General features: G+C 76.5%; 19 protein-coding genes. All 19 read left to right on the plus strand.

Annotated features, from left to right (window positions below; translation table 11 throughout):
• On the plus strand, positions 1 to 196 hold a 196-nt coding region (locus PGB27_RS26005), incomplete at its 5' end, for a hypothetical protein (protein ID WP_274203351.1).
• Positions 197 to 316: 120 nt separating this feature from the next.
• Positions 317 to 748, plus strand: coding sequence for a division/cell wall cluster transcriptional repressor MraZ (mraZ, locus tag PGB27_RS26010; RefSeq protein WP_274203433.1), 432 nt, complete (start codon positions 317 to 319; stop codon positions 746 to 748).
• A 241-nt stretch (positions 749 to 989) separates the two neighbouring features.
• Positions 990 to 1979: a 16S rRNA (cytosine(1402)-N(4))-methyltransferase RsmH gene (rsmH, locus tag PGB27_RS26015; protein WP_274203352.1), complete on the plus strand. Its 990-nt coding sequence runs from the start codon at positions 990 to 992 to the stop codon at positions 1977 to 1979.
• A gap of 40 nt (positions 1980 to 2019) precedes the next feature.
• The gene (locus PGB27_RS26020; protein ID WP_274203353.1) at positions 2020 to 2772 is read left to right on the plus strand and encodes a hypothetical protein; all 753 of its coding nucleotides are present in this window, start codon (positions 2020 to 2022) and stop codon (positions 2770 to 2772) included.
• Positions 2773 to 2936: 164 nt separating this feature from the next.
• Positions 2937 to 4688: a peptidoglycan D,D-transpeptidase FtsI family protein gene (locus PGB27_RS26025; RefSeq protein ID WP_274203354.1), complete on the plus strand. Its 1752-nt coding sequence runs from the start codon at positions 2937 to 2939 to the stop codon at positions 4686 to 4688.
• Between the two features lie 213 nt (positions 4689 to 4901).
• The gene (locus PGB27_RS26030) at positions 4902 to 6362 is read left to right on the plus strand and encodes a UDP-N-acetylmuramoyl-L-alanyl-D-glutamate--2,6-diaminopimelate ligase (RefSeq protein ID WP_408630126.1); all 1461 of its coding nucleotides are present in this window, start codon (positions 4902 to 4904) and stop codon (positions 6360 to 6362) included.
• Positions 6359 to 7822: a UDP-N-acetylmuramoyl-tripeptide--D-alanyl-D-alanine ligase gene (locus PGB27_RS26035; RefSeq protein WP_274203355.1), complete on the plus strand. Its 1464-nt coding sequence runs from the start codon at positions 6359 to 6361 to the stop codon at positions 7820 to 7822. Before PGB27_RS26030 ends, PGB27_RS26035 begins: the two co-directional genes overlap by 4 nt.
• The gene (gene mraY / locus PGB27_RS26040; RefSeq protein WP_274203356.1) at positions 7819 to 8886 is read left to right on the plus strand and encodes a phospho-N-acetylmuramoyl-pentapeptide-transferase; all 1068 of its coding nucleotides are present in this window, start codon (positions 7819 to 7821) and stop codon (positions 8884 to 8886) included. The genes PGB27_RS26035 and mraY overlap by 4 nt, the downstream gene beginning before the upstream one ends.
• Before the next feature lie 48 nt (positions 8887 to 8934).
• A complete protein-coding gene (murD, locus tag PGB27_RS26045; RefSeq protein WP_274203357.1) occupies positions 8935 to 10419 on the plus strand; it encodes a UDP-N-acetylmuramoyl-L-alanine--D-glutamate ligase in 1485 nt (494 codons plus the stop codon).
• Positions 10416 to 11750, plus strand: a complete 1335-nt coding sequence (ftsW, locus tag PGB27_RS26050; protein WP_274203358.1) for a putative lipid II flippase FtsW — start codon at positions 10416 to 10418, stop codon at positions 11748 to 11750. Before murD ends, ftsW begins: the two co-directional genes overlap by 4 nt.
• A gap of 32 nt (positions 11751 to 11782) precedes the next feature.
• Positions 11783 to 12898 (plus strand): undecaprenyldiphospho-muramoylpentapeptide beta-N-acetylglucosaminyltransferase, encoded by a 1116-nt coding sequence (gene murG / locus PGB27_RS26055; RefSeq protein ID WP_274203359.1) that lies wholly within the window; start codon positions 11783 to 11785, stop codon positions 12896 to 12898.
• A gap of 104 nt (positions 12899 to 13002) precedes the next feature.
• The gene (gene murC / locus PGB27_RS26060) at positions 13003 to 14421 is read left to right on the plus strand and encodes a UDP-N-acetylmuramate--L-alanine ligase (RefSeq protein WP_408630127.1); all 1419 of its coding nucleotides are present in this window, start codon (positions 13003 to 13005) and stop codon (positions 14419 to 14421) included.
• A gap of 149 nt (positions 14422 to 14570) precedes the next feature.
• Positions 14571 to 15290 carry a cell division protein FtsQ/DivIB gene (locus tag PGB27_RS26065; RefSeq protein ID WP_274203361.1) on the plus strand — a complete coding sequence of 240 codons (720 nt, stop codon included), beginning with the start codon at positions 14571 to 14573 and terminating at the stop codon, positions 15288 to 15290.
• A 233-nt stretch (positions 15291 to 15523) separates the two neighbouring features.
• A complete protein-coding gene (gene ftsZ, locus PGB27_RS26070; protein ID WP_274203362.1) occupies positions 15524 to 16870 on the plus strand; it encodes a cell division protein FtsZ in 1347 nt (448 codons plus the stop codon).
• A 112-nt stretch (positions 16871 to 16982) separates the two neighbouring features.
• A complete protein-coding gene (gene pgeF / locus PGB27_RS26075; RefSeq protein ID WP_274203435.1) occupies positions 16983 to 17675 on the plus strand; it encodes a peptidoglycan editing factor PgeF in 693 nt (230 codons plus the stop codon).
• Entirely contained in the window at positions 17672 to 18424 is a 753-nt protein-coding gene (locus PGB27_RS26080) for a YggS family pyridoxal phosphate-dependent enzyme (protein ID WP_408630122.1), read from the plus strand. Before pgeF ends, PGB27_RS26080 begins: the two co-directional genes overlap by 4 nt.
• Positions 18425 to 18900: 476 nt before the next feature.
• Positions 18901 to 19458: a cell division protein SepF gene (locus PGB27_RS29555; protein WP_456298484.1), complete on the plus strand. Its 558-nt coding sequence runs from the start codon at positions 18901 to 18903 to the stop codon at positions 19456 to 19458.
• Positions 19459 to 19925: 467 nt separating this feature from the next.
• Complete coding sequence (wag31, locus tag PGB27_RS26090; protein ID WP_274203363.1) at positions 19926 to 20861, plus strand: DivIVA-like cell division protein Wag31; 936 nt, start codon at positions 19926 to 19928, stop codon at positions 20859 to 20861.
• 65 nt (positions 20862 to 20926) lie between these two features.
• A complete protein-coding gene (locus PGB27_RS26095; protein ID WP_274203364.1) occupies positions 20927 to 22561 on the plus strand; it encodes a hypothetical protein in 1635 nt (544 codons plus the stop codon).
• The last annotated feature ends 1 nt before the right edge of the window (position 22562 follow it).

Genomic DNA, 22562 nt, shown 5'->3' on the forward strand with positions numbered 1-22562 from the left:
CGCCCCACCGGGCCGCCCCACCTCGCCCCACCGGGCCCCCGGCCGCCCGTTCGCCCTGCTCGCACCGCCCCGGCACCGCCCCCGCACCGCCCCGGCACCACCCCGCGAGGGCTCGGACGGCGTGTCGGCGAGCCCTGAGCACCTCTCGCGCGTCATCGTCGCCCCGAGCTCCCCCACCTCGCCCCACCGGCGCTGACCAGGCACGACTCCCTCGAACGGGGCTCACCACGCCCGCCGGATGGTTTGGCTGTGGGGCAAGGTGGGGTATGGTGGTGAGCAGTGGGGCGAACGGGGCCTCACCGGGGAGGTGGAGGCCGTGTTCCTCGGCACCCACACCCCGCGGTTGGACGACAAGGGCAGGTTGACCCTGCCCGCGAAGTTCCGGGACGAGCTCGCAGGGGGGTTGATGATCACGAAGGGCCAGGACCACTGCCTCTACGTGTTCCCCCGCGACGAGTTCGAGCAGATGGCCCGCAAGGTGGCCGAGGCGCCGTTCACCGACGAGCGGGTGCGCGCGTACCAGCGCTACCTGTTCGCCGGCACCGACGAGCAGCGCCCCGACTCCCAGGGCCGCATCCCGATCGCGGCCGAACTGCGTCGCTACGCCGGGCTGGACCGTGAGTGCACGGTCATCGGGGCGGTCAGCCGCCTCGAGATCTGGGACAGCGCCCGGTGGCAGCAGTACCAGGACGCCCACGAGGACAGCTACGCGCAGGCCCAGCAGGAAGTGCTGCCCGGCGTCTTCTGACGCCGACCGCACCGACGACAAGCGAACAGGCGGCGCCCCCACGGGGCGCACGGTCCGGTGCCGTGAGGCCTCGGTCCGCAGGGCGACGGCCCTGGCGCACCTTCCCCGGCGCCAGGTCCGTCGATCTGCGGGCCGGGACGTGACGGCACCGGACCCTGGAGGACACGGACCGCGACCGGTTCGCGGTCCGAGCACACGACGGGCCGTCCGGCCCGGTCGACGAGTCGGTGTGGAGGCGTCGGTGGACGAGCACGGGGCGGGGTCGGAGGCGCGCGGCGCCGACGGCCAGCGGCACGTCCCGGTCATGCTCGACCGCGTCCTCGCCCTGTTCGAGCCGGCCCTCGCCGACCGCGACGCCGTGCTCGTCGACGCCACCCTGGGGGCTGCCGGTCACTCCGCCGCGCTCCTTTCTCGGCACTCGAGACTCACTCTTGTAGGTGTTGATAGAGACGAGTCGGCTCTGCGACTTGCCCGAACGCGTCTCGCTCCCTACGCCGACCGGACGCACCTCGTGCACGCCGTCTTCGACGCGCTGCCCGAGGTGCTCGACGACCTCGGCCGCGAGCGCGTCCAGGGCGTCCTGTTCGACCTCGGCGTCTCCTCGATGCAGCTCGACGAGGACGAGCGCGGCTTCTCCTACGCCCGCGACGCGCCCCTGGACATGCGGATGGACCCGTCGACGGGTCCGACGGCCGCCGACGTCCTCAACACCTACGCACCCGGCGACCTGATCCGGGTGCTCCACGACTACGGCGAGGAGCGAGCGGCCCGGCGCATCGTCGAGGCCGTCGTGCGTGCCCGGCGGCGGGCTCCGTTGCGCACCAGCGCGGAGCTCGTCGCCCTCCTCGAGGCCGCCATCCCGGCCGCGGCCCGCCGCACGGGCGGCCACCCGGCGAAGCGCACGTTCCAGGCGCTGCGGGTGGAGGTCAACGGCGAGCTCGACGCGGTGGCCGCGGCCGTCCCGGCGGCGGTGCGCGCGCTCGCGGTGGGCGGCCGGCTGGTCGTCATGTCCTACCAGTCCCTCGAGGACCGGATCGTCAAGCGGGTGCTCACCGAGCACAGCCGATCCAAGGCGCCGCCGGACATGCCGGTGGTGCGCCCCGAGGACGAGCCCGACCTGCGCCTGCTCACCCGCGGCGCCGAGAAGGCCGACGACGACGAGATCGCCGCGAACCCCCGTGCGGCGTCGGTGCGGCTCCGGGCCGCGGAGCGAGTGCGGGAGGCGGCGTGACCCACAGCAGGACTGCCGCGACGACGGTGCGGAGGGCAGCATGAGCACGGCGACCCTGTCGGAGCCCCGCACCAGGACGGGCACCCGCAGCACCCCCGGGCCCGGTGCCCCGGCGCGCCGGTCGACGGCGAGCACGCCGCGCCCGGGCACGACCACCACGACGAAGGCGACCACCCCCACCCAGCCCTCGTCGTCGGGCACCGCCCCGTTCGTGCTCCTGATCATGGTGCTGCTCACCGGCGGCCTGGTGGCGACGCTGTGGCTCTCGACGGCCGCGGCCGCCGACTCCTACCGCCTCGACGAGGCCCGCCAGGTGGCGCGCGACCTCTCCGAGCAGTCCGAGCGCCTGCACCGCGACGTCGAGGCCGCGCAGTCGGCGCCCGCGCTCGCCGCGGCCGCGCGCGCCCAGGGCATGGTGCCGGCCGGGGAGCCGGCGGTCCTCCTGGTCGCGCCCGACGGGACGTCCCAGGTGATCGGCGACCCCCGCCCCGCCGAGCCGATCGCCCCGCCCGCGCCCACCCCGGCGGCGCCGGCCCCGCCCGCCACGGAGACGCCCGGCGCGCCCGGCACCACCGGCACCACCGGCACCACCGGCGCCCAGGCCGCCACCGACGGTCAGCAGGCCCCGGCCCCCGCCGGCGCGGCGGCGGCCGAGGACCGGCTCGTGGCGGTGCCGAACGGTCAGCAGCAGACGCAGGCCCGGACCGAGCAGACCCCGGCCGACCAGGCCCAGCAGGACCAGGACGGCGAGACCCCGCAGGACGACGCCGCGGTCACCGAGGCCGGTCGCTGATGCCCCGCAGCGCGGGCACCCTGAGCCGCCCGCCGGCGCGCGCGCCGCGCGGTCGGGCTCCGGGTGGCCGGCGTCCGGACCCGCCGCCGCCCCCGCCGCGCCGTCCCGCCCGTCGTCCCGCGTCCCGCCCGCCGGACCCGCGCCGGCGCCTGCGGGTCGGCCGCGTGATCCTCGTGGCCGTCCTGCTGCTGTGCACCCTCAAGCTGGTCGAGGTCCAGGGCCTGCGGGCGGGGGAGCTCTCCGCCGACGCCGCGCAGCAGCGCACCACGCGCCTCAACGTGCCCGCCGAGCGCGGCGCGATCCTCGACCGCTACGGCACCCCGCTCGCGTTCAGCGTCGAGGCGAAGGCGCTCGTCGCCAACCCGCGCCGGATCACCCAGGACTGGAACGACCCGGCGGTCCGCTCCCAGCCGGGCTCGCCGACGCCCGACCAGCGCAAGTCGACGATCGCCGTCGGCATGGGCCGCATCCTCGGCCTCGACCCCGGCCCGATCTTCGCCGCCCTGACCTCGGACCGCAGCTACGTCGTGCTGGCCCCGCTGGTCGACCCGGGCGCCGCGCGCCAGGTCCGCGAGGCGTTCCCGGAGATCGCCGAGGAGGACCGCGAGTCGCGGCAGTACCCGGCGGGCGACGTCGCGGCCACCGTCGTCGGCAGCGCGTCGTGGAACATGGACCGTCAGAAGATCCGCGGTTCCATCGGCCTGGAGAGCGCGCTCGACACCACCCTCGCCGGCACCGACGGCTTCCGCGTCGTCGACACCGCCGAGGGCAGCGACGCCGTCATCCCCGGCACGACGCGCGCCGAGCAGCCGGCGCAGGCGGGGCGCGACGTCGTCCTCACCCTCGACACCGACCTGCAGTACGCCGTCGAGCAGCGCCTGCGCGACTACACCGCGCGCGTCGGCGCCCGCAGCGGCAGCGCGGTGGTCCTCGACGCGCGGACCGGCCAGGTCCTCTCGATGGCCAACTCGGGCGGGTTCAACCCGGCTGCGCCCGGCGCCCCAGGCGCGCAGCTGTCCAACCCGTCGGTGACGAGCCCGTTCGAGCCGGGGTCGGTCAACAAGCTCGTGACGATGGCCGCCGCGATCGAGGCGGGCGTCGCGCGTCCCGAGGACGTGCTCCAGGTCCCCGGCAGCATCCGCGTCGCCGACCGCACCATCGGCGACGCCTGGTCCCACGGCACGATCAACCTCACGCTGAACGGGGTGCTCGGGCGCTCGTCGAACGTCGGCACCCTGATGACCGCGCAGCGCGTCGGCCCCGACCGCTTCGCCGCCATGCTGCGGGCGCTCGGCGTCGGCACCCGCACCGGCATCGAGCTGCCCGGCGAGAGCCCGGGGTCGGTGCCGGCGCGCGAGGACTGGTCGGGCTCGACGTTCGGCAACCTGCCGATCGGTCAGGGCCTGTCGATGACGACCCTGCAGATGGCGAGCATGTACCAGGCGGTGGCCAACGACGGCGTGCGCGTGCCGCCGCGGCTGGTCGAGGCCGAGGTCGGCGCCGACGGGGTCCGCATCCCGTCGGCGGTGCCCGAGGGTGTGCGGGCGATGAGCCCTGAGACGGCCCGGACGATGCGCGACATGCTGCAGTCGGTCACCCAGGACGGCCGCGGCGGCAACCGCGGCACCGGGCCGCAGGCCGCGATCCCCGGCTACCCGGTCGCCGGCAAGACGGGGACCGCCCAGCAGGTCGACCCGGGCTGCGGCTGCTACTCGCAGTCGAACTACTGGATCACCTTCGCCGGCATGTTCCCCGCGCAGGACCCGCGCTACGTCGTCGCGCTCATGCTCGACCGGCCGCCGGGCGGCGACTCCGCGGCACCGCTGTTCCACGAGATCGGCGCCTACCTCGCCCAGCACGGCGCGGTGCCGGTGTCGACCGCGCCGCCGCGTCAGGTGCCGCTCACGCTGCCCTGACACCGGGCGCCGCAGGCCACAGGGCCTGCGGAGTGGGTGCGGGGACGGTGAGTAGCCTTCGCGCTCGTGCCCGCCGCACCGCCGAGGACCACCGACGACGCCGCCGGACCCGTCCGGGGGCGGGCCGTCGACGCCGGCTCGGGCGAGGACGACCGCGGTCCCCTGCGCCCCGCGCGGACGGTCCCGGTGGTGATCACCGAGGTGGCCGCCCGCATCGCCGAGGCGCTGGCCGAGCAGGCCCCGGTGGAGATCGTCGGCGACGCCGGCGTGCGCGTCACCGGCGCGACGCTGCGGGCCCACGAGGTGCGCCCGGGCGACCTGTTCGCGGCCCTGCCCGGGTCCCGCGCGCACGGCGCCGACTTCGCCGACCAGGCCCTCGAGCGCGGCGCCGCGGCGGTCCTCACCGACACCGACGGCGCCGCCCGCCCCGCCCTGCGCGCGGCCGGCGTGCCCGTCCTCGTCCACGCCGACCCGCGCGGCGCGATCGGGCCGGCCGCGGCGCGCGTCTACGGCGACCCCTCGACGCGCCTCGACGTCCTCGGCGTGACCGGGACCAGCGGCAAGACGACGACCGTCTACCTGCTCGAGGCCGCGCTCGCGGCGGCCGGCGCGCGCACCGGGCTCATCGGCACGGTCGAGACCCGCCTCGCCGGGCGTCGTCTGCCCAGCGCCTTCACGACGCCCGAGGCGCCCGACCTGCAGGCCCTGCTCGCCCGCATGGCCGACGAGGGCGCGACGCACGTGGCCATGGAGGTCTCCAGCCACGCCCTCGCGCTCGGGCGGGTCGCGGGCACCCGGTTCGCGGTCGGCGCGTTCACCAACCTCTCGGCCGAGCACCTCGACTTCCACGCCGACATGGAGGACTACTTCGCCGCCAAGGCGAAGCTGTTCGACGGGCGCTCGGCGGCCGAGGTGGTCTGCGTCGACTCGCCGTGGGGCCGCCGCCTGGTCCGCGAGCACACCGTGACGGTCGGCGCGCCCGATGCCGACTGGCGCGCCGAGGACGTCGTCGCGCTGCCCGACGGCACCCAGCGCTTCACCGTCCACGGCCCCGACGGCCTCGTGCTGCCCGCGGCGCTGCGCCTGCCCGGCGCCTTCAACGTCACCAACGCCCTGCTCGCCCTCGCGTGCGGGCGCGCCGCCGGCCACGACCCCGAGGTCCTCGTCCGGGGGCTCGCCGAGGTCCGGGTGCCCGGGCGCATGCAGCGGGTCGAGGCGGGGCAGCCGTTCCTGGCGGTCGTCGACTACGCGCACAAGCCCGCCGCGGTGGCCGCGCTGCTCGAGACGCTGCGCGCGCAGACCGAGGGCCGGGTGCTCACCGTGCTCGGGTGCGGCGGCGACCGCGACCGCGCCAAGCGCCCGGTGATGGGCCGGCTGGCCGCCCAGCTCTCCGACCACCTCTGGGTCACCGACGACAACCCGCGCACCGAGGACCCGGCCGCCATCCGCGCCGCGGTACTCGAGGGCGCGCGCGAGGTCGCGGACGCCGCCGTGGACGAGATCGGCGACCGGCGCGAGGCCATCGGCGCCGCCGTCGCCGCCGCGCGGCCGGGCGACGTGGTCGTCGTCGCGGGCAAGGGACACGAGACCGGGCAGCAGGTCGGCGACGAGAAGCTCCCGTTCTCCGACGTCGAGGAGCTCGAGCGGGCGCTGCGCGCCGGTGGTCCGACGTGATCGAGCTGACCCTCGCCGAGGTCGCCCGCGCCACCGGCGGGCGGCTCCACCGCGCCACCGGCGACGAGCGCGTCACCGGCACCGTCGAGTTCGACAGCCGCGCGGTCACCGCCGGCGGGCTCTTCGTCGCCCTGCCCGGCGAGCGCGTCGACGGCCACGACTTCGTCGACGCCGCGGTGCGGGCGGGCGCGGCCGGCGTGCTCGCCGCCCGGGAGGTCGACGCCCCGGCGGTCATCGTGCCGTCCGTGCACGAGGTCTCCGGCTCCTACGTCCTCGCTGCGGACGCCGGCGGGGCGGGCGCCGGGGTGCTCGCCGGGCTGGCCCTGCTCGCCCGCCACGTCGTCGACGTCCTCACCGCCGACGGGCTGCTCGTCGTCGGGATCACCGGCTCGTCGGGCAAGACGTCGACCAAGGACCTCACCGCGCACCTGCTCGAGGGGCTCGGCGAGACCGTCGCCCCGCCCGGGTCGTTCAACAACGAGCTCGGCCACCCGTGGACCGCGCTGCGCGCCACGCGCTCGACCCGCCACCTCGTCCTCGAGCTGTCGGCCCGCAACCGCGGGCACGTCGCCGCGCTGTGCCGCGTGGCGCCACCGCGGATCGGGGCGGTGCTCAACGTCGGCTCCGCGCACCTCGGCGAGTTCGGCTCCCGCGAGGCCATCGCGCAGGCCAAGGGCGAGCTGGTGGAGGCCCTCCCCGAGAACGGCGTCGCGGTCCTCGGCGCCGACGACCCCGTGGTCGCGGCCATGCGCGAGCGCACCGTCGCCCGGGTCGTGCACACCGGTCGCGCGCCGGCGGCCGACGTCCGCGCGGCCGACGTGGTCATCGACGACGCCGGGCGCGCGACGTTCCGCCTGGTCACGCCGGTCGGCGAGGCCCCGGTGCGCCTGGGCCTGCACGGCGCCCACCACGTCGACAACGCCCTCGCCGCCGCCGCGATCGCGATCGAGGCCGGCATGGACGTCGCGACCGTCGCCGAGCGCCTCGGCACGGCCGCGCCGCGCTCGCGCTGGCGGATGGAGCTCACCGAGCGCCCCGACGGCGTGCGCGTGCTCAACGACGCCTACAACGCGAACCCCGAGTCGATGCGCGCCGCGCTGGCCACCCTGGGCGCGATGGGCGGGCGGCACACCGCGGTCCTCGGCGTCATGGCCGAGCTCGGCGACGACACCGCCCGCGCGCACAGTGAGATCGGCCGCGAGGTCGCCCGCACCGGTGTGGCGCGCCTCGTGGTCGTGGGTGACGCGGCGCGTCCCCTGCACGAGGCGGCGTCCTCGGCGGGCGTGGACTCGCAGCTCGTGCCCGACGCCGCGGCCGCCGCCGAGCTCGTCCGCGCGGGCGTGGCGCCGGGTGACGTGGTGCTCATCAAGGCCTCCCGGTCGGCGGGTCTGGAGCGCGTCGCGGACGTGCTCGTGGACGCTGGGTCGGCACCGACCGCAGACGGGGGAGGAGCTCCATGAGGGGCGTGCTGGTGGCGGCGGGGGTCGCGCTGGCCGTGTCGATCCTCCTGACCCCGTACGTGATCCGGCTGTTCATCCGGCAGGGGTTCGGCCAGGAGATCCGCGAGGAGGGGCCGCAGAGCCACCGCGGCAAGCGCGGGACGCCGACCATGGGCGGCGTCGCCATCCTCGCGGCGGTGTGGATCGGCTACCTCGCCGCGCACCTGGTCGGCGACGTCGCGATCTCGGCGTCGGGCCTGCTGGTGCTGATGCTGATGACGGCGCTGGGGGTCGTCGGTTTCCTCGACGACTTCATCAAGATCCGCCGGCAGCGCAACCTGGGCCTGAACAAGACCGCGAAGCTCGTCGGCCAGTTCGTCAGCGCCGTGGCCTTCGCGGTGCTCGCGTTGCAGTTCCCCGACGAACAAGGGCTCAGACCGGTCTCGACGAACCTCTCGTTCGTCCGCGACATCGCCGTCGTCGGCTTCGGCGCGGTGGGGTTCGTGCTGTTCTGCTACCTCATCGTCACGGCCGCCTCGAACGCCGTGAACCTCACCGACGGGCTCGACGGCCTCGCGGCGGGGACGTCGGCGATGGTGCTCGCGACGTACCTCATCGTCTCGTTCTGGCAGTTCCGCAACGCCTGCGGCGTGCAGATCGAGGCGGGCTGCTACCAGGTCCGGGATCCGCTCGACATCACGCTCGTGGCCGCCGCGGCCATGGGGGCGTGCATCGGGTTCCTGTGGTGGAACGCCGCGCCCGCCCGGATCTTCATGGGCGACACGGGCTCGCTCGCGCTCGGCGGGCTGTTCGCCGGCCTGGCGATGGTCACGCGCACCGAGCTGCTGCTCGTCGTGCTCGGCGGTGTGTTCGTGGTCGAGGCCCTGTCGGTGGTCATCCAGGTCGCGGTCTTCCGGACCACGCGACGGCGACCGTTCCGCATGGCGCCGTTCCACCACCACTTCGAGCTCGCCGGCTGGGCCGAGACGACGGTGATCATCAGGTTCTGGCTGCTCGCGGCGATCTGCTGCGCCCTGGGCCTGGGGCTGTTCTACAGCGAGTGGTTGGCGGCGTCGGGTGGTTAGCGGCACGCGGAGCGGTCAGGGGAGCACGCCGATGGGGGAGCCGGACCCATGACGAGGTGGCGCGACCGGCACGTCCTGGTCGCCGGGGCGCGCCGCACGGGGGTCTCGGTCGTCGACGTGCTGCTCGAGCTGGGCGCCCGGGTGACCGTCGGCGACGGCGACCAGGCCCAGCTCGACGCGCTGGGCGACCGGGACGTCGTCCGCACGCGGGACCTGGACGTGCTGCCGGACGGGGTCGACCTCGTCGTCACCAGCCCCGGCTTCCGCACCGACGCCCCGCTCGCGCGCGCGGCCCGCGCGGCCGGTGTGCCGATGGTCGGTGAGCCCGAGCTCGCGTGGTGGCTGGGCGAGGACCCGGCGGTGTGTCCGGACGGCCCGCCGCGCTGGCTCGCGGTCACCGGGACCAACGGCAAGACCACGACGACGTCGATGCTCGAGGCGATCCTGCGCGCGGCGGGGGAGGACACCGTCGCCTGCGGCAACATCGGCCTGCCGGTCGTCGACGCGCTGCGCGCCGGGCACCGGGTGCTGGCCGTGGAGCTCTCGAGCTTCCAGCTGGAGTGGTCGCCGTCGGTGCGCCCGTACGCGGGGGCCGTGCTCAACCTCGCCGAGGACCACCTCGACTGGCACGGGACGATGGCCGCCTACGCCGCCGCGAAGGCCCGGGTGCTGCGCGGGCAGGTCGCCGTCGCCGGGATCGACGACCGCGCGGCGGCGGGCCTGCTCGTGGCCGCGCCGGCCCCGGTGCACGTCGGCTTCACGCGCGGGCGGCCCGCGGCGGGCGAGCTGGGGATCGTCGACGGCGTGCTCGTCGACCGGGCCTTCGGGGACGCGGGGGACCGGCACGGCACCGGGCTCGCCGACGTCGTCGACATCGCCCCGCCCGGCCCGCCCGGCGAGGCGAACGCGCTGGCCGCCGCCGCCCTGGCCCGCGCCCACGGGGTGCCGCCGGAGGCCGTCGCCGCGGGCCTGCGGGCCGTCGCGCCGGGCGCGCACCGGGGCGCCGTCGTCGCCGAGGCCGGCGGGGTCCGGTGGGTCGACGACTCGAAGGCCACGAACCCGCACGCCGCCGCCGCGTCGCTCGCCGCGCACGACCACGTCGTGTGGGTCGCGGGCGGGCTGCTCAAGGGCGCCGACGTCGCCGACGTGGTCGTCGCGCACCGCGGGCGGCTGGCGGGGGTCGTGGTCCTGGGCCGCGACCGCGCCCAGGTGGCCGCCGCGGTCGCGCGACACGCCCCGGATGTCCCCGTCCGGGACGTGGGCGGGGGCGACGATGGCGGCATGGACGACACCGGGGACGAGGGCATGCTCCGGGCGGCGCGCGCCGCGGCGGAGCTGGCCCGGCCGGGCGACACCGTGCTGCTCGCGCCCGCGGCGGCGTCGATGGACATGTTCCGCGACTACGCGGCGCGCGGTGACGCCTTCGCGGCCGCGGCGCGCGCGGTCGCGGGCGGGGTCGGCCCGCACGGCGCGGCGACGGTGCCCGACGGCCCGCCGGACACGCCCGACACCACCGGCGGCGGCGCGGCGTGAGCGCGCCGACCCGGCGGGGACCGAACGGATCGCGCGGGTCGGGACGGGGCGGGCTGGGGCGGGGCGGGCGTCCGGGGGTCCTCGCCGCGACCCGCAGCGCCCTGCACCAGTGGCTCGAGCGCCCGCTGACCTCGCTGCACCTCGTGCTCGCGGTGTTCGGGCTGCTCACCGCACTGGGCCTGGTCATGGTGCTCTCGGCGTCGGCGGTGTCCTCCTACGCGGCGGGCGGGTCGTCGTACGGCGTGTTCTTCCGCCAGGCCGTGTTCGCGCTGATCGGCCTGGGCCTGTTCTGGCTGGGCGTGCGGGTGCCGCCGCGCCGGCTGCGCGCGGCGAGCCCGTGGCTGCTCGCCGGCTGCCTCGTCCTGCTCGTGCTCGTGCTCGTGCCGGGTCTGGGGGCGATGGTCAACGGGTCCCGCAGCTGGTTCCGGGTGGCCGGGCTGTCGCTGCAGCCCTCGGAGCTGACGAAGATCGCGCTCGCCCTGTGGGGCGCCCACGTCCTCGTGCGCCACCGCCCGCACCCGCGGACCTGGCGGGCCGCGCTCATGCCGCTGTTGCCCGTGTCGCTGCTGGTCCTCGTGCTGGTGCTCCTCCAGCCCGACCTCGGCACCACGGTGTCGTTGATGATCATCGTGTTCGCGCTGCTGTGGTTCGCGTGCGCGCCGCTGGGGCTGATGGCGTTCATCGTGTCCAGCGGGGTCGTCGCCGCGGTGGTGCTCGGTGTCGTCGCCACCTACCGGCAGAGCCGCATCACCGCGTTCCTCAACCCGGAGGCCGCCGACCCCCTCGGCCCGGCCTACCAGGCCCGCCAGGCGCTCTACTCGCTCGCCGACGGCGGGCTGTTCGGGGCGGGGCTGGGGCAGGGCCGCGCGAAGTGGGACTACCTGCCCAACGCCGACAACGACTTCATCTTCGCGATCATCGGCGAGGAGCTCGGGTTCGTCGGCGCCGGCGCGGTCATCGCCCTGTTCGCCACGCTCGCCTACGTCGGCCTGCGGATCGCCGCGCGCAGCGCCGACCCGTGGATCCGCGTGGTCGCGGCGACGCTGACGGTGTGGCTGGTGGCCCAGGCCTGCATCAACATCGGCTACGTGGTCGGCCTGCTGCCCGTCACCGGCATCCCGCTGCCGCTCGTGTCCTCGGGCGGCACGTCGCTCGCTCTCGCCCTGCTCTCGGGGGGCCTGCTCGCCAACTTCGCGCGCCACGAGCCCGAGGCCGCCCGGGTGCTGCGCGCCCACGGGCAGGGCCGGCTCGCGCGGGCGCTGCGCCTGCCCGAGCCGGAGGTGGCGTCCCGCCCGGCGCCGCACCGGAGCCAGCGAGGAGGGGGCCGATGAACGGCCGTCCGCGGGACCCGGACGATGGGGGGATGGACAACCCGCTCTCCGTGGTCGTGGCCGGCGGTGGCAGCGCGGGCCACGTGGAGCCCGCCCTCGCCACCGCCGACGCCGTACGCCGCCTGCGTCCCGACGCGCGGATCACGGCCCTGGGCACGGAGAAGGGCCTGGACACCCGCCTGATCCCGGCGCGCGGCTATCCGCTGGAGCTGATCCCGCCGGTGCCGCTGCCCCGCAAGCCCGGCGCCGACCTCGCCCGCCTGCCCTACCGGGTGGTGCGCTCGGTGCACCGCACGCGGAAGGTGCTGCGCGAGGTGCGCGCGGACGTCGTCGTCGGGTTCGGCGGCTACGTCGCCCTGCCCGCGTACCTGGCCGCGGCCTCGATGCGCCTGCCGATCGTCGTGCACGAGGCGAACGCGCGGGCGGGGATCGCGAACAAGGTCGGGGCGCGGTTCGCGCGCGAGGTCGTCGCCGCCGTGCCGGGCAGCGGGCTCGCCGGCGCGCGCGTCATCGGCATCCCGCTGCGCCGCGCCATCGCCGACCTCGACCGCGCCGGCCTGCGCGCGCAGGCCCGCGAGCACTTCGGGCTCGACCCGCAGGCGCCGGTGCTGCTCGTGTTCGGCGGCTCGCAGGGGGCCCGCTCGCTCAACGAGGCCGTCGCCGCCGCGGTCCCCGCGCTCACCGCGGCCGGGGTGTGGGTGCTCCACGCGCACGGGCCGAAGCACGAGCCCACCGTCGAGGCGCCCGGCTACGTCCCCGTGCCCTACCTCGAGCGGATGGACCTCGCCTACGCCGCCGCGGACGTCGCCCTGTGCCGGGCCGGCGCGATGACGGTCGCCGAGGTCTCGACGGTCGGCCTGCCCGCGATCTACGTGCCGCTGCCGCACGGCAACGGCGAGCAGGCGCTCAACGCGCGGCCCGTCGTCGACGCCGGGGGTGGGGTGCTGGTGCCGGATGCGGAGCTGACCGGCGAGCGGGTCGCGTCGCTGGTCACGGACCTCGCGACCCACCCCGACCGGCTGGCGGAGACCGCGGCGGCGGCCCGGCGTTCGGGGCACGCGGGGGCGGACGAGACACTGGCGCAGACGGTGCTGGAGGTGGCGGCCGGGGCGGGTCGTCCCGCGGCCGCGAGCGGGAGGCGGGCATGACCGAGCAGGTGGAGCAGGAGCAGCGCGTCGGGGCGGACTCCGTCGTGCCGCCCTTGCCCCGACTGCTCTCGCGGGTGCACTTCATCGGGGCCGGCGGCGCCGCCATGAGCGGCATCGCGCGGATCCTGCTGGCGCGCGGGGCGATGGTGTCGGGGTCCGACGCCAAGGACTCGCGCGCGGTGCTGGCGCTGCGCACGCTCGGCGCCGAGGTGACCGTCGGCCACGACGCGCACAACCTCGACCTGCTGCCCGGCGGCCCGACCGCGCTGGTGACGACGAAGGCCGTGCACCAGGCCGACCCGGACAACCCCGAGCTCCTCGAGGCCGCCGCGCGCGGCATCCCGGTGCTGCACCGCTCGTCGGTGCTCGCGGAGCTCATGGCCGACCACCGGGCCGCCTGCGTCTCGGGCAGCGCCGGCAAGACGTCGACCACCTCGATGCTCGTCGTGGCGCTGCAGGCGTGCGGCGAGGACCCGTCGTTCATGATCGGCGGCGACCTGCTCGCCTCCGGTTCGAGCGCCCACCACGGGGTCGGGGACGTCTTCGTGGCCGAGGCCGACGAGAGCGACGGCTCGTTCCTCGCCTACTCGCCGGCCGTCGCGATCGTCACCAACGTCGAGCCCGACCACCTCGACCACCACGGCACCGCCGAGGCCTACATGGCCGTCTTCGACGCCTTCGCCGCGCGCGTCGAGCCGGGCGGCGCGCTGGTGGTGTGCGCCGACGACCCGGGCGCCGCCGCGCTGGGCGACCGCGCCGCGGCGGGCGGTGTCCGCGTGCGCCGCTACGGCCGCGCCGCCACGGGCGACGGGGACCTGCGCGTGCTCGACTACCGCGCCGAGGGCTCGGCCGGGGTGCTGCGGTTCGCGCTCGCGGGCCGGGAGCACGAGCTGCGCCTCGGCGTCCCCGGCGAGCACCAGGCCCTCAACGCCTGCGCGGCCCTCCTCGCGGGCCTCGACCTCGGCGCGCCGCTCGACGGCCTGCTCGCCGGGCTCGCCGGGTTCGACGGGGTGCGCCGGCGCTTCGAGTACCGCGGCACCGCGGCCGGGGTGCGGGTGTACGACGACTACGCCCACGCGCCCACCAAGGTCGCCGCGCAGCTCCGGGCCGCCCGCCCGGTGCTGGGGGAGCACGGGCGCCTCATCGTCGCCTTCCAGCCGCACCTGTACTCCCGCACCCGCGACTTCGCCGCCGAGTTCGGCGCGGCGCTCTCGCTCGCCGACGAGGTCGTCGTGCTCGACGTCTACGGCGCCCGCGAGCAGCCCGAGCCCGGCGTCAACGGCGAGCTCATCGCCCGCCAGCTCACGCTGCCGCCCGAGAACGTGCACTACGAGCCCTCGTGGGGCCAGGTGCCGGCGCTGCTCGCCGATCTCGCCCGCCCCGGCGACCTCGTCGTGACGATGGGCGCCGGCGACATCACCGTCCTCGGCCCCGAGGTGCTCAGCGAGCTCGAGCGCCGCGTGGCCCAGGCGGCCGAGCAGTCGTCCGAGCAGCCCGACAGCCCGGGAGCCGGGTCACGGTGACCGGCTCCGCCCGACCCACCGGACGTGCCGGCCGCAGCGGCCGGGCGAGCCGGTCGGGCCGGGCGGGACGGGGGTCGTCGAGCGCCCGCGCGGAGCGCCGCACCGGGGCCGCCGGCGCGCGTCCAGAAGGCCCGGCCGCGGGCTCACCGGTGCGGACCCGCCGGCCGCGGCCGCCGGTCGCCGCCACGGCCCGGCGCCGCCGCGGCGTCTGGGCGGGCGTGGTCGTGGGTGTGCTGGTGCTCGCCGCGCTGGTGTGGCTGACGGTGTTCTCGCCGGTGCTCGACGTCCGCGACGTCCAGGTCGTCGGCGCCGCGCCCGACCAGGTCGAGGCCGTGCGCACCGCCGCGGCGATCGGCCCCGGCACCTCGCTGCTCTGGCTCGACGGCGACGAGGTGGCCGAGCGCGTGCGCACCCTGCCCCGCACGGCGTCGGTGGACGTGTCCCGCGACTGGCCCGGCACCCTCGTCGTCACCGTCGCCGAGCGCGAGCCGGTGCTCGCCACCCCGGCGCCGGGCGGCGGGGTCGTGCTGGTCGACGCCACCGGGTTCGGCTACCGCACGATGCCCGCGCGCCCGGAGGGCGTCCCGGCACTGACGCTCCCGCCCGGGATCCTGCCCTCGCCCGAGGACCCGGGGACGCGCGCGGCCGCCGACGTCGTCGTCGCCCTGCCGACGTCGCTGCGCGCCGAGGTCCTCGAGGTGCGCGCGAACGGCCCGTACGACGTCGGGTTCGTGCTCACCGGGGGCCGCGAGGTCCGCTGGGGCGCCGATGCGGACAACGAGCGCAAGGCCGCGGTGCTCGCCGCCCTGCTCACCCGGCCCGGCACGGTCTACGACGTCTCCACCCCGGACCTCGCCGTCGTCCGCTGACCCTCCAGCGCTGGTCGAGACTTCGCGCCTGGGTGACGACCACCCGGCGAACGGGTGCCCCGAGGTCGGGACACGCCCGGCGCGCCTCGTGGAAATGCGCTGCTCCGCCTGCCTACCGTGCACCCGTCGCACAGGGATCCCTCACCGTAGACCTCCACCAGAGGTCGAGGGTTCGGCGACACGCCGGACCCGGACGACGACCGTCGCCAGACCCAGCACGAAAGGCGGATCGCATGACGCCCCCGCACAACTACCTGGCCGTGATCAAGGTGGTCGGCATCGGTGGTGGCGGCGTCAACGCCGTCAACCGCATGATCGAGGTCGGCCTCAAGGGCGTCGAGTTCATCGCGGTGAACACCGACGCGCAGGCGCTCCTCATGTCCGACGCCGACGTCAAGCTCGACGTCGGCCGCGAGCTCACCCGCGGGCTGGGCGCGGGCGCGGCCCCCGACGTGGGCCGCCGCGCCGCCGAGGACCACCGCGAGGAGATCGAGGAGGTCCTCAAGGGGGCCGACATGGTCTTCGTGACCGCGGGCGAGGGCGGCGGCACGGGCACCGGCGGCGCCCCGGTGGTCGCGAGCATCGCCCGCAAGCTCGGCGCGCTGACCATCGGCGTCGTCACCCGCCCCTTCAACTTCGAGGGCAAGCGCCGCGCGACGCAGGCCGAGAACGGCATCACCGAGCTGCGCAACGAGTGCGACACGCTCATCGTCATCCCCAACGACCGGCTCCTGCAGCTCGGCGACGTGGGCCTCTCGCTCATGGACGCCTTCCGCAGCGCGGACGAGGTGCTGCTCTCCGGTGTCCAGGGCATCACCGACCTCATCACCACGCCCGGTCTGATCAACCTCGACTTCGCCGACGTCAAGAGCGTCATGTCCGGGGCGGGCAGCGCCCTGATGGGCATCGGCTCCTCCCGCGGCGAGAACCGCTCGGTGGAGGCGGCCGGCAAGGCCATCAACTCGCCGCTGCTCGAGGCCAGCATGGACGGGGCGTACGGCGTGCTGCTCTCGATCGCCGGCGGCTCCGACCTCGGCCTGTTCGAGATCAACGAGGCCGCCTCGCTGGTCCAGGAGGCCGCACACCCCGAGGCGAACATCATCTTCGGGACGGTCATCGACGACTCGCTCGGCGACGAGGTGCGCGTCACCGTCATCGCCGCGGGCTTCGACTCCGGCACGCCGACCCACAAGAAGCTCGAGCCCCAGGCGCTCGGCTCCGCCTCGGCGAGCTCGACCGTGTCGGCCCAGGCCGGCCAGGTCCAGCGTCCGGGCCCGAACGGCGCCGGGAACGGCCACGGCAACAGCGCGGCGAACGTCGGCGGCCCCACCCCGGCCGTCTCCGCGGCGCCGACCATCCCGGCCGCCCCGGCCGTCGACCGCAGTGCGGTGGAGCGCCCGGCGCCCGGGGCGCCCGCGACCGGTCCGGCGGCCCCCGCCGCCCCGGCCGGGCCCGCCGGCGCCGAGGCCACGAGCACCGAGGGCGCGGCGTCGTCCCCGGCCGCCCCCACCCCGGAGGCCCCCGCCGCCCGGAGCGCGGACGAGGACGAGGTCGACGTCCCGTCGTTCATGAGACGCTGAGGACGTGGGACGTGCAGCGGAGCGGAGCCGGACCGTCGGACCAGCTGTCCCTTCCGGCTCCCGATCCTCCGCCGCGCCCGACGCGGGCCCGTCGGTCCGCGTCCGGCGCGTCCTGACGACCCGGGCCGGGGGCCGGTCGGCGCCGCCCTACGACCGGTTCAACCTCGGCGACCACGTCGGTGACGACCCGGCCGCCGTGGCCGCGAACCGCCGCCGCCTCGGCGACGGGATCGGCCTCGGGCCGGAGCGCGTGGTGTGGATGCACCAGGTGCACGGCACCGACGTCGTCACCGTCACCGCGGCGGGCGGCGAGACGCCCACGGCCGACGCGCTGGTCACCGACCGGCCCCGCCTGGCCCTCGCCGTCGTCGTCGCCGACTGCGTGCCCGTCCTGCTCGCCGACCCGGCGGCCGGGGTGGTCGCGGCCGCCCACGCGGGTCGGCGCGGCGCCGAGGCCGGGATCCTCGAGCGCACCCTCGAGGCGATGGCCGAGCTCGGCGCCGAGACGCCGCGGGTCGAGGTGCTGCTCGGACCGGCGATCTGCGGCCTCTGTTACGAGGTGCCCGCGGCGATGCGCGACGAGGTCGAGGCCGTCCTGCCCGGCAGCGCCGGCACGACGCGGATCGGCACCCCGTCGCTGGACCTGCGGGCAGGCCTGCGCCGGCGCCTCGGCGACCTCGGCATCACGCGCGTGGACGTCGACGCCCGCTGCACGTTCGAGGACGACCAGCTCTTCAGCCACCGACGCGCCCAGCCGACCGGACGCCTCGCCGGCGTGACGTGGTGGGAGTACGCGCGGCCGTGACGGTGTCCGCGTCGTCACGATCCGGGCCGTCCGACGAGGAGGCGCGCCGGGCGGAGCTCGCCGACGCGCTCGCCGCGGTCCGCGCGCGGGTGGCAGACGCCGCGCGGGCGGCCGGGCGCGACCCCGCCGAGGTCGGGCTCCTCGCGGTCACCAAGACCTGGCCCGCGTCCGACGTCGCCCTGCTCACCGACCTCGGTCTGGACGCGTTCGGGGAGAACAAGGAGCAGGAGGGGGCGGCGAAGGCCGCCGAGCTCGCCGACCTGCGTCCCGACGCCGCGCCGCGCTGGCACGTCGTCGGGCGCCTGCAGCGCAACAAGGCCCGCAGCCTCGTGCGGTGGGCGCACGCCGTGGACTCCGTCGACTCCGCGCGCCTGGTCGACGCGCTCGAGTCCGCGGCGGCGAGGGCGGTGGACGCGGGGGAGCGGCAGGGACCGCTCGAGGTGCTCGTCCAGGTCAGCGTCGACGCCGACCCGAGCCGCGGCGGCGCGCCCGTCGCCGAGGTCCCCGGGCTCGCCGACCGCGTGGCCGGGTGCGCGCACCTGCACCTCGGCGGCGTGATGACCGTGGCCCCGCAGGACGTCACGCCGGAGGAGGCGTTCGCCACGGTGTCGGACGTCGCCGCGCGGGTACGCGCGACGCACCCGCGCGCGACGACACTGTCCGCGGGGATGTCCGGGGATCTCGAGGCCGCTGTCGCGTACGGGTCGACGTGCGTGCGTGTCGGAACGGCGCTGCTCGGCCGACGGTAGCTAGCGTTCCGTGTGAGTGAACGACACGGATGTGACTCACGGGCCGGATGGTGCGGAGTCTCGTCGGACAGGGAGAGGCCATGACCACTCTGCACCGGGTGAAGGCGTACTTCGGCATGGTCCCGGCCGACGAGCTGGACGAGTACGACGGGTACGACGACGACCGTTACGACGCCCGTGACCGCCGGCCGGCCGAGCGCCACTCCGGCGACCGCCACCGCTACGGGGCCGATCGCTACGACGACCGGTACGACGACCGCTACGACAGCCGCGGCGACGGCTACGACAGCGGGTGGTACGGGCGTGGGCGCACGGAGGACCGTGCCGACCGGGCGGATCGCGACGACCGCTACGACCGGTTCGACCGTGCCGACCGTGCCGACCGCTACGAGGACTCCCGCGAGCGTCGCACGCCCCGCCCCCGCGACCCCGAGCACACCGAGAGCCGCCGCGACGACGAGGCGGCCACCGAGTCGGTGCCCCGCGCCGGCCGCGGGCGCAGCTGGGCCGCGAACACCGGCCCCAGCCACACCTCGGTGCGCCCGACGACCCACCGCACGCCGCCGTCGCTCTCCTCGCCGACGTCCACCTCGTCGACCGGCGCGGCGTCGACCGGGTCCGCGGCGGGTGCCTCGTCCGCCACCCCGCCGCCGACCCCGCTCGCCGCGGCCCCGACGCCGGTGGCGAGCGCGGCCCCGACGGCCACGGTGCGGGCGGCTCCGAAGCCCGAGCCGGAGCCCGACCCGCAGAGCGGGCCGACCGAGATCACCTCGCTGCAGCCGAAGAGCTACAACGAGGCGCGGCTGATCGGCGAGCGCTACCGCGACGGCATCCCGGTGATCATGAACCTGACCGAGATGGACGACGCCGCCGCCAAGCGGCTCGTCGACTTCGCGGCCGGCCTCGCGTTCGCCCTGCGCGGGTCGATCGAGAAGGTCACCAACCGCGTGTTCTTGCTCTCACCGCCGAACGTCGAGGTCTCCGACGCGGACCGTCGCAAGCTGGCCGAGAGCAACTACGCCAGCTCCTCCTGACGCCGGGGCGCTGTCGCCCCGCTCACGGTCGCGGGCCTGAGGACGGTGGGCGTGGTGGCGATCAGTGAGTACGGTGCCGACATCCGCGCGTCCCGGCGCGCCACGCGGCCGAACGGGCGACGTGGCCCGTGGCGCGCCAGATGGCCCGTCCCGTGCGCCGAGCGTGCCCTCGTCGTGACGGAGAGCCCGGCCATCTCGCGCGGCCCTCCTGTCACCGCACGTAGAGGGACACGGACCGTCACGACCCGACCGGCGGATCGCCGCCCGACCCGGGAATCGGTAGGTCTGTGGGTTTTCCACCGGCCGTCCGTGGCTCTGCGTCACCATTCGAGCGGCGAGGGCAGCGCGTCACTGGACCCGTCCATTATGGTTCTGTCGCTCGCGGAGGTCATACTCTGCGGGTGGCGGAGCTCGAAGAGCCCGAGGTACCTGGGGTTCCGCAGCCGAGGAGTGCTTGAGGAGATCCGATGCCGCTGACCCCCGCCGACGTCCACAACGTCGCGTTCAGCAAGCCGCCGATCGGTAAGAGGGGCTACAACGAGGACGAGGTCGACGCGTTCCTCGACCTCGTCGAGGCCGAGCTCGGTCGTCTGCTGGAGGAGAACAACGACCTCCGTGAGCAGGTCGAGCAGCTGGAGCAGCAGCTCTCGTCGGCGCACGCCGACCTGGACGACGCGCGCAGCAAGGCGAGCGCCGCCCAGAGCAGCTCCGGACCGGCCACACAGGTCTCCGCCCCGCCGCCGAGCCGGCCCGTCGAGGACGCGCCGCGCACGGTGCAGCAGCCGATGCCGCCGCAGCAGCCCCAGCAGCCGCCGATGCCTCCGACGCAGCAGGCCGTCGTGCCGCCGCCGTTCGGGGTGTCGGAGCAGCAGGGTGGTGGCAACACCGGCGGTGGCGACCACCACGTCCAGGCCGCCAAGGTCCTGGGCCTGGCCCAGGAGATGGCCGACCGGCTGACCGCCGAGGCCAAGTCCGAGGCCGACGGGATGCTCGCCGACGCGCGCACCAAGTCCGAGCAGCTCCTCTCCGAGGCGCGCACCAAGTCGGACAGCATGGTCAACGAGGCCCGCACCCGGGCCGAGACCATGCTCAACGACGCGCGCACCCGCGCCGAGACGCTCGAGCGGCAGGCGCGCGACAAGGCGTCCACCCTCGAGCGCGACGCCCAGCGCAAGCACAACGAGACGATCAGCCTCATCGAGCAGCAGAAGGGCGGGCTCGAGAAGAAGATCGACGAGCTGCGCACCTTCGAGCGCGAGTACCGCACCCGCCTGAAGACCTACCTCGAGTCGCAGCTGCGCGACCTCGACGGCCGGGGCTCCGCGGCGCCGGACAACGGGCGCAACGGCAGCGGCGGGTACGCGACCAGCGGCTACGGCTCGCGAGCCGAAGCCGGCAGCTGACGGCCGCCGCCGGCCCGCGCGCCAGGAGGCGCGCGGGCTCGTGGCCCTGAGTCGGGGGTCCGATCGTGCTGCTCCTCGTCCTGCTCTGCGTGCTGGTGGCCTTCGGGCTCCTCGTGGTCGCGGTGGTCACCTCGGTGGCCACCTGGGCCTGGGGCTCGGTGGTCGCCAGCGTGCTCGCGGCCGCGCTCCTCATCGCCGACGTCGTCCGCCGGCGTCGGCGTGAGCGTGACGGCCGCCGAGGGTCCACCGCGCCCGCGGCCCCGGCGGCGTCGACCGCGTCGACCTCGTCGCCCTCCGGGTTCGCCCCGGGCGTGCACTCCTCGGGCCCGGGACAGGGCTCCTCGGAGGCGGCGGCGCCGACGTCGGTTACCCCGGGCTCCGGCCCGGTGCCCGCGGGCGGGCCCGGCGGCCAGGGCGCGGGACCGCAGAGCGGCCCGCAGTACGCCGGCACCCCCGCCGGTCCGCAGGGTCTCGGTCAGCAGGGTCCGCCGGACCGTCCGGGGTCCGAGGCGGCCGGTGCCGCCGGGGCCGGGCGCGGGGCGGACGGTCACCGCGGGCAGGACGGTGCCCAGGCCCCGGCGAGCGGTCCCCAGGAGCGAGACGTGCCCCCGGGCAGTCAGGCCGGACAGGCCGGGACCGCCGAGCGCGACGGGCGTGAGCGACCGGGTGGCGAGCGTTCCGGCGCCGCCGCGGCCGGGCTCGCCGGTGCCGCCGGCGCGGCGGGCGTCGCCGGTGCCGTCGCGGCGGCCGGCTCCGGGTCCTCGGGCCCGGGGTCGTCGGGACCCGGCGTGCGACCGGGTGCGCCGGGCCGGCAGGGTCCGGCCGGTCAGCAGGGCCAGGCCGGGCAGCAGGCCCCGGCCGGCCAGCAGGGTCCGGCCGGCCGCTCGGGCCCGTCGGCCCGCTGGGCCACCACGACCGCCCGCGCCGGCGCCGAGCCGTCCCGGGTGCCGGGCGCCCCGTCGGGGGCGCGCGTGCTCGGGATGCTGCCGCTGCCGGGGACGCCGGCCGAGGCCCGTCTCGGTGGGCCGTCGACCACGGCGGTCGGTGCGTCCGCCCCGAGGGCTGGTGCACCCGGCGCCCCGCCGTCCGGCGCGCCCGCGGGCCGTCCGGGCGGAGGCGACGACGCGGCGACCACGCGCATCGACATGAACGACATCTCCCGGGCGCGCCGGGCCTCGGCCGACGGGGAAGCGCCCGGCGCCGGTGCTGCGGCCGGTGCGGCCACGGCGGCCGGCGCGAACGGCGTTCCCGGCCGTCCGCCGGTCGGCCAGGCTCCCGGCCACACTGCGGGTCAGGGTGGCCAGCCCCCGATGGGCCAGGGCGATCCCGGTGGCCCGGGTGGGCCCGGCGGTCCCGGCAGTCCCGTCGGCCAGAGCGGTCCCGCGAGCCAGGGTGGTCCCGGCGGCCGTCCCCCGGGCGGCCCGCCGCCCGGCGCGGCCCCGCCGCCCCCGCCGCCGGCCGCCCAGCCGGAGGAGGAGGTCGTCGACGACGCGGCCCGCCAGGCGGTGGCCGGTATCGACGAGGAGGTCCTCGTCATCGACGAGGAGCCCCTGTTCCACCTGGGCCGGTGCAGCTACCTCTACGGCCGCGAGGTCATCCCGCTGCCGGCGTCGGAGGCGGTCGAGCTCGGGTTCACGGGCTGCTCGTGGTGCACGCCGGTGGCGTCGCTGACGGGCGCGAGCGCCGACAGCCGCCGCTGAC

The sequence above is a fragment of the Actinomycetospora lemnae genome, assembly GCF_028737315.1.
GTDB lineage: Bacteria > Actinomycetota > Actinomycetes > Mycobacteriales > Pseudonocardiaceae > Actinomycetospora > Actinomycetospora lemnae.

Coding starts and splice junctions, on each gene's coding strand:
- PGB27_RS26020 (WP_274203353.1), top strand. CDS start 2,020: ATGAGCACGGCGACCCTGTCGGAGCCCCGCACCAGGACGGGCACCCGC.
- mraY (WP_274203356.1), top strand. CDS start 7,819: ATGAGGGGCGTGCTGGTGGCGGCGGGGGTCGCGCTGGCCGTGTCGATC.
- murD (WP_274203357.1), top strand. CDS start 8,935: ATGACGAGGTGGCGCGACCGGCACGTCCTGGTCGCCGGGGCGCGCCGC.
- murG (WP_274203359.1), top strand. CDS start 11,783: ATGGACAACCCGCTCTCCGTGGTCGTGGCCGGCGGTGGCAGCGCGGGC.
- murC (WP_408630127.1), top strand. CDS start 13,003: ATGAGCGGCATCGCGCGGATCCTGCTGGCGCGCGGGGCGATGGTGTCG.
- ftsZ (WP_274203362.1), top strand. CDS start 15,524: ATGACGCCCCCGCACAACTACCTGGCCGTGATCAAGGTGGTCGGCATC.
- wag31 (WP_274203363.1), top strand. CDS start 19,926: ATGCCGCTGACCCCCGCCGACGTCCACAACGTCGCGTTCAGCAAGCCG.